The 10,183-nt window shown below is 37.5% G+C and carries 14 protein-coding genes and 1 pseudogene; 12 read left to right on the top strand and 3 right to left on the bottom strand.

Annotation, left to right across the window (positions count from 1 at the left end; translation table 11 throughout):
* The first annotated feature begins 418 nt into the window (after window positions 1-418).
* From lpdA to ACEW8O_RS18735, 7 genes are all read left to right on the top strand, one after another.
* On the top strand, window positions 419-1,819 hold the full coding sequence (gene lpdA, locus ACEW8O_RS18765; RefSeq protein ID WP_373496162.1) for a dihydrolipoyl dehydrogenase: 1,401 nt from the start codon (window positions 419-421) through the stop codon (window positions 1,817-1,819).
* Window positions 1,820-1,915: 96 nt separating this feature from the next.
* Window positions 1,916-2,449, top strand: a complete 534-nt coding sequence (locus tag ACEW8O_RS18760; RefSeq protein WP_373496161.1) for an RNA polymerase sigma factor — start codon at window positions 1,916-1,918, stop codon at window positions 2,447-2,449.
* Complete coding sequence (locus ACEW8O_RS18755) at window positions 2,449-3,276, top strand: anti-sigma factor domain-containing protein (RefSeq protein ID WP_373496160.1); 828 nt, start codon at window positions 2,449-2,451, stop codon at window positions 3,274-3,276. The genes ACEW8O_RS18760 and ACEW8O_RS18755 overlap by 1 nt, the downstream gene beginning before the upstream one ends.
* 103 nt (window positions 3,277-3,379) lie before the next feature.
* Window positions 3,380-3,826 (top strand): DUF2721 domain-containing protein, encoded by a 447-nt coding sequence (locus ACEW8O_RS18750; RefSeq protein ID WP_373496159.1) that lies wholly within the window; start codon window positions 3,380-3,382, stop codon window positions 3,824-3,826.
* Window positions 3,827-4,073: 247 nt separating this feature from the next.
* Entirely contained in the window at window positions 4,074-5,090 is a 1,017-nt protein-coding gene (locus tag ACEW8O_RS18745) for a low specificity L-threonine aldolase (protein WP_373496158.1), read from the top strand.
* A gap of 185 nt (window positions 5,091-5,275) precedes the next feature.
* Complete coding sequence (locus ACEW8O_RS18740) at window positions 5,276-5,740, top strand: peroxiredoxin family protein (protein ID WP_373496157.1); 465 nt, start codon at window positions 5,276-5,278, stop codon at window positions 5,738-5,740.
* Window positions 5,741-5,818: 78 nt separating this feature from the next.
* Window positions 5,819-5,962 (top strand): hypothetical protein, encoded by a 144-nt coding sequence (locus tag ACEW8O_RS18735; RefSeq protein ID WP_373496156.1) that lies wholly within the window; start codon window positions 5,819-5,821, stop codon window positions 5,960-5,962.
* A 2-nt stretch (window positions 5,963-5,964) separates the two neighbouring features.
* Here ACEW8O_RS18735 and ACEW8O_RS18730 read toward each other — a convergent pair whose 3' ends face one another.
* A complete protein-coding gene (locus tag ACEW8O_RS18730; protein ID WP_373496155.1) occupies window positions 5,965-6,219 on the bottom strand; it encodes a Txe/YoeB family addiction module toxin in 255 nt (84 codons plus the stop codon).
* Between the two features lie 12 nt (window positions 6,220-6,231).
* Window positions 6,232-6,483, bottom strand: a complete 252-nt coding sequence (locus tag ACEW8O_RS18725) for a type II toxin-antitoxin system Phd/YefM family antitoxin (protein WP_373496154.1) — start codon at window positions 6,481-6,483, stop codon at window positions 6,232-6,234.
* A 93-nt stretch (window positions 6,484-6,576) separates the two neighbouring features.
* Here ACEW8O_RS18725 and ACEW8O_RS18720 point away from each other — a divergent pair, with 93 nt between their 5' ends.
* The 5 genes and pseudogenes from ACEW8O_RS18720 to ACEW8O_RS18700 all read left to right on the top strand — a co-directional run bounded on the left by ACEW8O_RS18720 (window position 6,577) and on the right by ACEW8O_RS18700 (window position 9,110).
* Window positions 6,577-7,074 carry a hypothetical protein gene (locus ACEW8O_RS18720; RefSeq protein WP_373496153.1) on the top strand — a complete coding sequence of 166 codons (498 nt, stop codon included), beginning with the start codon at window positions 6,577-6,579 and terminating at the stop codon, window positions 7,072-7,074.
* A gap of 81 nt (window positions 7,075-7,155) precedes the next feature.
* Window positions 7,156-7,341, top strand: a complete 186-nt coding sequence (locus ACEW8O_RS18715) for a type II toxin-antitoxin system HicA family toxin (RefSeq protein ID WP_373496152.1) — start codon at window positions 7,156-7,158, stop codon at window positions 7,339-7,341.
* Between the two features lie 21 nt (window positions 7,342-7,362).
* The gene (locus ACEW8O_RS18710; RefSeq protein WP_373496151.1) at window positions 7,363-7,800 is read left to right on the top strand and encodes a type II toxin-antitoxin system HicB family antitoxin; all 438 of its coding nucleotides are present in this window, start codon (window positions 7,363-7,365) and stop codon (window positions 7,798-7,800) included.
* Window positions 7,801-8,099: 299 nt separating this feature from the next.
* Window positions 8,100-8,318 (top strand): annotated as a pseudogene (locus ACEW8O_RS18705) (transposase); the annotation flags it as partial.
* An 18-nt stretch (window positions 8,319-8,336) separates the two neighbouring features.
* Entirely contained in the window at window positions 8,337-9,110 is a 774-nt protein-coding gene (locus ACEW8O_RS18700) for a hypothetical protein (protein ID WP_373496150.1), read from the top strand.
* A gap of 106 nt (window positions 9,111-9,216) precedes the next feature.
* Here the strand turns inward: ACEW8O_RS18700 and ACEW8O_RS18695 are convergent, their stop codons facing one another.
* Window positions 9,217-9,945, bottom strand: a complete 729-nt coding sequence (locus ACEW8O_RS18695) for a hypothetical protein (protein WP_373496149.1) — start codon at window positions 9,943-9,945, stop codon at window positions 9,217-9,219.
* Between the last annotated feature and the right edge of the window lie 238 nt (window positions 9,946-10,183).

Below are 10,183 nucleotides of genomic sequence, written 5' to 3'. Positions count from 1 at the left end.
CCACACCCCCCACCTTAACTAACCAAATTCTCCGTTCCCCGAGCCTGCCGAGGGGTAATTTTGTCATTGATAAGGCAGGAGAGGTCTATCAACCTCAAATCGGAGCAAAAGATTTCTCTCCCGTACAGTTGTCGGGATCGAAATGACAAGGACAAGCTTTTTTTACTTTTTATCATTTATGCAGCCTTGACCTTTTATTCATCTTGGATATCATTTTCAAAAGGTCAAGCCATCTCATAGCTCCACGCACCCTTATCACCCGGAAGGTCTCAAGTCTTGTGTCTTGTGTCTTACGTCTTGAATCTTGTGTCTCCCCTCTCATATCTCACATCTCCCCTCTCACATCTCATTTAGATTTTTTTCTCTCCCCAAAAGCCCTATTTTTGCATAGCTAATTTGAAAATTAAACATAAAAAATATGTCATCGACTAAATATGATTTGATTGTTTTGGGTTCAGGTCCGGGGGGCTATGTGGCAGCAATCAGAGCCTCACAGCTAGGATTGAAAACCGCTGTAGTGGAAGCCGCCGAATTGGGAGGGATCTGTTTGAACTGGGGTTGTATCCCTACCAAAGCCTTGATCAAGAGTGCACAGGTTTTTGAATATATCAACCATTCCGAGGATTATGGAATTAAAGTAAAGGATGCTTCAGTGGATTTCCCGAACATGATCAAAAGAAGCAGGGATGTGGCAGCAGGAATGTCCAAGGGAGTACAATTTTTGTTGAAAAAAAATAAAATAGATCAACTTTTGGGTTGGGGGAAAGTGCAGCCTGGAAAGAAAATCGAAGTCGAAGATAAAGACGGAAAAAAGACTGTTTATACTGCTGACCATATCATCATCGCAACAGGCGGAAGAGCAAGAGAACTTCCTGCATTGAAGATCGACAACGAGAAAATCGTCGGCTATAGGAAGGCTATGGTCTTGGACAAGAAACCTGGGAAAATGGTCGTAGTTGGTTCCGGCGCCATCGGTGTTGAGTTTGCCTATGTATACAGTGCGATTGGGGTTGAGGTGACAATTGTTGAATTCATGGACAGAATAGTCCCCAATGAAGATGAAGAGGTATCCAAAACTTTGGAAAAAATATATAAAAAAGCTGGTATTAAAATCATGACAAGTACCGAGGTCACCGCTGTGGATACTAAAGGCAAGGGATGTAAGGTGACTGTCAAAGATAAAAAAGGTGCTGAGTCCACCATAGATTGTGATATCGTGTTGTCGGCAGTCGGTGTGGTTTCAAATGTAGAGAATATTGGATTGGAAGATGTAGGGATTTTGGTGGATAAGGGTAAAATCCAGGTTGATGAATTCTACAAAACCAATATGCCGGGCTATTATGCTATCGGAGATGTAGTTCCAGGTCCTGCATTGGCGCACGTTGCATCTGCCGAAGGGATCATTTGTGTTGAGAAAATTGCAGGGCATCATCCCGAGCCGTTGGATTATAATAACATTCCTGGCTGTACTTATTGTATTCCGGAAATTTCCTCGGTAGGATATACTGAAGCACAGGCCAAGGAAGCCGGCTATGATGTGAAAGTGGGAAAATTCCCATTCTCTGCTTCAGGAAAAGCTTCCGCAGCAGGAGCTAAAGACGGTTTTGTCAAACTGATTTTTGATGCAAAATACGGAGAGCTTTTGGGAGCTCATATGATCGGCGCCAATGTGACTGAAATGATAGCGGAAATAGTCGCCATCCGTAAACTCGAAACTACGGGTATGGATTTGATTAAGACTGTCCATCCTCACCCGACCATGTCAGAGGCGGTAATGGAAGCGGCTGCTCAGGCTTATGGAGAAGTAATTCACCTTTAATCTTATAAAATTTTATTATATTCGAAACACAGGATCAAATAGTAGGTCTTGTGTTTTTCTTTTTATTCAGAAAACCAAACTAAACCGAAAGTACTTTTGGAAGAAGAACAATTAATAGCAGGATTGAGAGCGCAGAACCGAAAAACGGTAGAATATTTATATGATAAATATTCGCGTGCGCTCTTTGCTGTCATTTCCAGGATTATCACCGATAAAGACATCGCCGAAGAAGTATTTCATGATGCATTTATCAAGATTACCCGGAAAATAGACAGTTATGATGAGTCAAAAGGAAGACTTTATACCTGGATGGCCAATATCTGCCGCAATGCGGCGATAGACAAAACCAGGTCTAAAGAATTTTCTAAAAGCAGTAAGACCAATACGATTGATGACTACGTATATGGTTTGGAGAGCGAGTCAGGAACTTCAGAGTTGGTCGATGGAATAGGAGTCAAGGAACTTCTAGTTGACCTCAATGAGGAACAAAGATTTGTGATTGAGTGCATATATTTTAAAGGCTACACCCATTCAGAAATTTCAGAGGAGTTTGACCTTCCCTTAGGGACTGTTAAATCGCGCATCCGAGCAGCAATCAATGTTTTAAAAAAGAACTTAGATAGAATCTAGTGGATATTCAAGCATACATATCGTCAGGAAAACTCGAACTCTTCGTATTAGGAGAGTTGAGTGAGCGGGAAAGGAATGAGGTCATTCAGTTGGCCAAACAATACCCGGAAATCCAGCATGAACTGGATCAGATTGAGGAAGCGTTTTTTCAATTTGACAATCAGACAGGAATAAATCCTTCGTCTACCGTCAAAAAGAAAATCTTCGAATCCTTTGATAAAGGAATGGGCAACAGTCCAGAGGTGGTTATGACGACCCCAAAAGAAGAAGTGACTATCAAAACGGTAAGCATTCAGCCTTGGAAAGCATATTTTGCAGCAGCAAGTATTGTTGCAGTGCTGGCATCAGGTGTGGCAGTTTATTTTGCGATGCAGTATAATGATGTGGACAGGAGGTTTACGGCCCTGCTTCAGGAACAAACGGTTTTGGCTGAAGAATTGAATCAGTACAAAGTGAATTTTGAAGAGGCAGATACTCAGTTGGAAACACTTCTTGCAGGTAATTTTGAGAGGATCCCCATGAAAGGGGAGGGCTTTGAGATGCAGAAAGATGCCGCTGTGGATGTATGGTGGGATAAAGCCAGTGAAAGTGTTTTTGTCTCGGTCAACAACCTTTCAGGATTGGAAGAGCAATACGACTATCAGCTTTGGGCCATCGGTGAACAGGGGCCAGTTGGAATCGGTCTTGTCAATGCAGGTCAGAAATTTAGCCTCCAACAAATGCAGGCGGTAGCTTCAGCAGGTGCCTTTGCCATAACTATTGAACCCAAAGGAGGCAGTGAAAGTCCAACCTTGGAGAAATTGGTAGTGTTGGGGAATGTTGGATAGTAATTAGTTATTAATAAATTGGTTATGAAATAGACCCGGCTGTTTGGCCGGGTTTTTTTATTTAGGATTAATGCCCATTTTGCATAATCAATTCCCACAACCTATGGAACTTCAACTATCCACCCCGGCATTGCTTTTTTCGGCTATCACTTTGATGATGCTGGCATTTACCAATCGGTTTTTGGCCGTTGCCAATCTGATAAGGGGCCTTCACAAAAAATTTCTGGAAAATCCTGAACAGGATATTATCATTGATCAGATTAGAAATCTCAAAAAAAGGGTCAGTATGATCAAATACATGCAATTGTGCGGGGTGCTGAGCTTTTTGCTCTGTGTCATTTGTATGTACCTGATATTTGTGGGAGCGCAACCGGCAGCGGATTATGTTTTTATTGGAAGCATGTTGGCTTTGTTGGTTTCCCTGACGATTTCCCTGATCGAGATTTTGATCTCCAATCAGGCCATCAACCTTGAGCTAAAGGATATGGAAGATCATTTTGAAAAGAGAAAAAGTGGAATTGACTCTTGGTTCAAGAAAGATAAGGAATGAAAGTTGAAAAAAGATAGAAATAAAGTTGAAATATTGTTGAAATAAGATAGAAATACAATTGAAATAGTGTAGAAATCGTAGCAAAGCGAAGATCCCGAGAGCGAAGGGATTCGGGATATAGTTGAAATAGGATTGAAATAATGTTGAAATAAAATGAGATATGGGTTGAATCTACGAAATTATTTCGCCGAAGGCATATTTCACAAAGTGTATTTCAACCATATTTCAAATCATCTAAAAAGATTATATGATTATAGATTTAAGAAGTGACACCCTAACCAAACCCACAAAAGGAATGCTTGAAGCCATGTGGGCAGCAGAAGTTGGGGATGATGTGTTTGGAGAAGATCCAACTGTAAATGCCTTAGAGCAAAAATTGGCCGGGATTTTTGGAATGGAAGCAGGGCTTTTCTGCCCTTCCGGTACCATGACCAATCAGATTGCCATCCGTTTGCATACCAGGCCTCAGACTGAAGTTATATGCCATAAATATTCTCACATTTACCTATATGAAGGAGGAGGCATCATGTCCAATTCCCATGCTTCTGTTAAACTTTTGGATGGAGATTATGGCAAAATTACCGCTCAGGATATCCTAGATAATATCAGCCCTGATGATGTGCATGCCTGTGAGACCACTTTGGTTTCCTTGGAAAATACGATGAATAAAGGAGGAGGGAGCATTTACACTTTGGAAGAGGTAAGGCCTATCAAGGAAGTCTGTGAAAAGAACGGATTAAAACTTCACTTGGATGGGGCGAGGATTTTCAATGCATTGGTAGAATCAGGAGAAAGCCCTAAAGAATGGGGACCAATGTTTGACACCATTTCTGTCTGCTTGAGCAAAGGGTTAGGCTGTCCAGTCGGTTCTGTTCTCTTGGGAACCAAATCAGCCATCAAGCAAGCAAGGAAAGTCAGAAAATCCTTTGGTGGAGGAATGCGTCAGGCAGGTTTTTTGGCAGCCGCAGGAATTTATGCCCTTGACCATCATATTGACCGGTTGAAAGAAGACCAAGCCCGGGCTAAGGAATTGGGTAAAATGCTGGAAAATCATCCTATGGTTTCAGAGGTTTTTCCTGTTGCTACCAATATCGTCATTGCGAAGCTTAAAGGAATTTCCCCGGATGAAATGCTCACCAAACTGGCTTCAAAAGAGATCAAAGCTGTCCGGTTCGGTAAAGATCAGATCAGGTTTGTGACGCATTTGGATTTTGGGGATGAGGGGTTGGAAGAGTTTGGGAGGAGGGTGAAGGGTATTAAGTAGAAATCCGCCACGGTGGACTAGTAATGCGGTAAGTAATAAATTGAAATAGGTTGATGGATATTGAAAATTAGCTTTGTGATATTATGAAATTAATGATGTGTTTTATGAGTCTTAGGTATAAATTATTATTAACCTTTAAAATAGTTATCTTTTGTTATGGAGTAGCCTTTGGTCAAAAGATCGATTTGGACAATCAGGGGCCCGAGATCGAGGAAGTGTTTCCGGATTTCGATTACGTGACATTGGCAGGGAATCAGGTTTCTTTGTCATCTTTTTCCGATAAAGTAGTGGTAATTAATGTGTGGTTTGTAGGCTGTACGGGTTGCAAACAGGAAGAGCCAACTCTTAAAAAGATAACAGATAAATACAAAGACAGAGATGATGTCGTTTTTCTTGCTTTTGCGATGAGTAATCCAAACAAAATCGAAAAATATTTGCAAAAAAACGGGGATTACGGCTATCAGCAGATAAGTCTTACAAGACAGGAAGTGAAGGAGAAATTTGGGGTAATAATTTCTCCCAGTCACTTTGTTATCAAAGATGGGATATTACTTTCCAAATTTATTGGTACCCCATTGATTCCATATACATCCGGTTTGGATTTATTTCAAGAGGGAATTGGCAAAGCAGTTAAGGGTATAAATCATTAACTCAATTCAAGTAGTTTGATATATTTTAAGAAAAAAGAGAATGGTTACAAAAATAAAATATTTGAAATATTAAAAAGTATGACTGACCGGGTCTCCATTGATGATTTAATGGAAAAACTTATCCTGATCAATAAAATAGAAATCGGGATCGAGCAGGTTGGGAAAGGTGAAACCTATACGAGTTCAGAAGCAAAAAAAATGATTAAAAAATGGTCAAATTAAAATCAATAATGAAACCTACACTGTAATATAAAAACCGAATCATTTTCTACTCTATAAACCAACCTATGTTCCAAATCTATTCTTCTCGACCACCATCCTGCAAGTTCATGTTTAAGAGGTTCTGGTTTGCCGGTTCCAGAAAAAGGGTTTCGGATAATTTCTTTGATCAAGCTGTTAATTTTTTTTAAAACCTTCTTATCAATAGTTTGCCAATATAGATAATCTTCCCATCCGGTAGCCAAAAAAATTATTTTCATAGCATTAAAAAATTATTCGATTAAATATTTTTCTTCCCCTAATCCTTTTTCAAATTCCTCGATACCTTTCAGTAACCTTTCAGCATTTTTAGGGCTTTTCATTAGATAAAAAGTTTCCTGCATGCTTTCATAATCAGATTTGGAAAGCACCACCACGTCTTCGCCGTTTGTTCGTGTGACATAAAGAGGACTATGGTCTGTAAATACCTTGTCCAAAAAGGCTTTAAGGTTTTGTCTGAAATTGGTGTAAGAGGTGATTTCCATTGGTTTGTTTTTTTGTAAAATTAGAAATAAATTACATCATGTACAATAAGCTGTACAGATGTTTTTATTTTTACTTTAGATCAATCCTAAAATATGCATCCATATATTCCACATCTGCTCGGAGATATTGCTAAGGCTTATAGGGTAAAACCCCAAGAGGATTTATCCAATCCACAGACCATGGAAGAACATTTTGAAGAAATCGAGAATTGGATTGCCCATGATCCGCCAAACACATTTGGTGATTATTGCGGTTTGAAAGTGGAAGATTTCCCGCCCTCAGAAGAACTTACTGAAGAGGATATGATATTAGTCTGCAAAGCTTTCAATAAAATGATGAGCAGTTGGAATTTGGATATTGATCTACCGGACAAGCTGCCCATACCTATTGCCTATTCAATGACAGTGGAGACACTCAATGAAAAAACATCCATAGTAAATCATGGTTTTATGACTTTTGATTATTGTTCCGGTTCTCCGGAAGGATGTGCTTTTAAGGAATATTGTCCTTGTATTGACCGGCTTAAAGACCTCCCACAAGATTTTGACTTGGATTGTGGAGATGAAGAACTCCCTTATGGATGTGAATAGTCTCATAAAATAAAAACACCTATATCAAAGTTCAATAGCTTAAAAATTTTTTTGGAACAAAAATGTTCCTTATATTCGTTTATGAAGGTAAGTGAAATCCTAAAAATACTCACCAAAGATGGTTGGTACCTGTTTAAAAATGGAAAGAAACATGACCTCTATAGACATCCCACAAAACCTGGACAAATACCAATACCAAGGCATCAATCTCAGGAACTTAGAAAAGGAACAGAACAATCCATTTTAAAGGATGCAGGACTTAAATAGTTTAAAAAAAATTGAAATTATATGAAATCAAGTGAAACTAAAACCGATCTATCTGAGAGAAAACTAAAGATTGTATTGGAAAAATCCTCAACAGGCTATAGCGCATATGCACCGGAAGAAGAAGGTATATATACAGTAGGGGAAACTTATGAAGAAGTAAAGGAAAATATTGTTGAGGTAATTGAATTTAGGACAGAATATCTGGAGGAGATGGGTAATTCTGCGGAAGCAGAAAGGTTGAGGAATGCAGACATCGAATATTTTCTGGATATACAACAATTCTTTGAGCAATACTCCATGCTCAACAAAAGTGAATTTGCCAATTTCATCGGGATGAACCCCAGCATGATGCGCAAAATCAGCAAAGGATTAGTTGCATTGTCAGATGCCAAGGCCCGCCAAATTGAAGAAGGACTTCACCGCTTAGCAGAAGATTTCAGTAAAGTGAATTTTGCATGATTTTTATCAATAGGAATTAGCCCATTCACAAAATTAGCACAAAATTAAAATGGGCTTTAGCCAAAATTTCTTGGGGATAAGCATAAAAAAAGGCTCACATTTATTATAACAGAAAAGGACTTTAATTTTTGCCGAGACAAAAACCCTTATTCAATTGTAGAATATCCCTCAATTTTCAGCAATAATCTTTCAGTAAGTTTTAAATTTGGAGAATCAGTAGCCTTGGGATCAATTCTCTTTACGGATATAAACACTGCTAAACCTAGAAAAATTATTGGAGGAGCACCATCAAGATCAATTCCTTTGCAAATTCAACCAAAGGGGAATTAAATTGGGTACATGTGGCAATTAGTAATCTAAAGGTTCCTATTGGCAATTATCACATGGTATTTGAAAAGTACCTCCAGAAATACCTGAATGAGTTTATATACAAGGTAAACAGAAGGTATTTTGGTGAAAAATTATTCGACATTTTAATTCTAGTTGCAGTTTACTTAAAAGTGAAAAATTCCAAATAATTTGAAAAATAAGTAAATATGAAATGCAATCATAAAGTTTATACAATTGTGGTAAATGATTATGAAATTTATCAAATTAAAAAGCATGTTCCTAAGCTGAATTTCTTAGAGTTTTGTGTTAAGAAGAGAATTGATTTGGTGGTTGATTTAACGTCTCAAACAAATGAGTTTGGGAGTTCTATTGAAAAGGCAAAATACCTATTTGGAAAAAAAATTCATTTAGCTTCGCTTTCTTACGTCTTTGATGAAATTATTAATGAATCGGTGGCTAATGATGAATTTGCGGGGGAGGGAGTCTACCTTTATGAAAGCTGGGTTAATTCTCCTTATTTTCAAGATTTTATAGTTGCAATGGATAAGTTCAATGATTATTTTGATTATATCTTTAATTGTAAGAAAATGTTAAAGGTATTGATTTTAACTTTTGATTTTGAATTAGAGTGTAAAAAAGAACTTGTTTCAACGGTGATCAGAAATCGGTCTGATTGTGATTTAATTCATGTTATCCCAAATTTAGTGAGTGAAAATAGTTTTCATGAGCTAAATGATTCTAAATTAAATACATATTTTCACCAAAATAATCAAACTTCAATACGCGATTTTGCATTTACCCTTCTTGGTAAAGAGGATAGAAAAAAGATTATAGAATGGAGGAAGTATCAGGAAAAAAAAGAAGATTTAAGGGTTAGGAAAGAATATGAGGATGACCAATTAAGACCTATAGAAAATGATTTCAATAGAGAAATGAATGATGAAACTGATGGATTCTGGGATGTTTGGATAAACGATTAAGAAGATGAATATTCAGTAATAGACTTAAATCATTGTCGAAAATTCTATTTCTCAAGCTTGTAATATAGTCGAAAAATAGGGTAAAAATTACCCTTAACCAACATATCTATAACCTTTCCATTAATCCCTCTTTTTGGAATTCAAAAATTGAAGTATAAGTGTTTCCATATTCGTCTTCAAAATAAATTTTAATTGTTTGGTTTAGGATTTTTTCCGGAATTAATGGTTTCAAGAGTTCATCCGCTTGATTGTGGTCACCTTCCAAAAAATCTTGAAAAATTACTCCTAATTCTATTTTCTCTAAAGGTGGAAGGTTGTTTATCCTTTGAAGTGGATCAATTTGTAGGTTATTAATATTTGATTCTAATTTAATATTGAATGCAGGCTTGGTCGAGTTGTTGAAAATATGAAGTACAAATTCTGAGGTTATTCTCCAATACCTAATTAAATTAAGGTTAAAAGAATATGGTCCGTCTCCAAATTTCTCTTTATTCTTTTCACTAAAGCCTTGATCTCTTCTGCTTGCATAATTCCTGATTAAATCGATTTGTATTCTAGGCCTAGTTCCTTCATTCTTTTTACCCTTAAGTTTTTGTAGGGCCTCTTTTTCGGATTCACTTTTCCATTCTAATAAAAGGGTTTTGGGAAAAGATAAAGGGTCTTTATCAATAAGTATTGAGCAATTTGGACAAAGCCAAATTCCATTTTCTATAGAAGTTCTTTCAGCTTCTGTTAAATTCGGATCAAACCGTGGTCCATTCGGGGAGGCAGCTGTAATGTGAGCAGCTATTCCAACTTTAAGGAAAGAATCTGATCCCCCCCCCCCCCGGGCCAACTGTTAATGATTTGCAAGATGGATTGGAACAAATAAAACCAACTCTTTTAGCTAAGACTTCAATAGAGTTTGCCTTAAAATCATGTCTTGATTTATTTCTGTAGTCGGTAATTGAATATGCACCAAAAATGGTAATCAGGAATACACCAAAAATGGCAACAGGAATGCACCACTTTGTAAATATACCCAGGTTAATTATTGTTTTCAAAGAAAGATTTTCTGTTTTCCATTCTATAAC

Source organism: Aquiflexum sp., assembly GCF_041749095.1.
Classification (GTDB): domain Bacteria; phylum Bacteroidota; class Bacteroidia; order Cytophagales; family Cyclobacteriaceae; genus Aquiflexum.
This window is presented reverse-complemented; position numbering and strand designations above follow the sequence as displayed.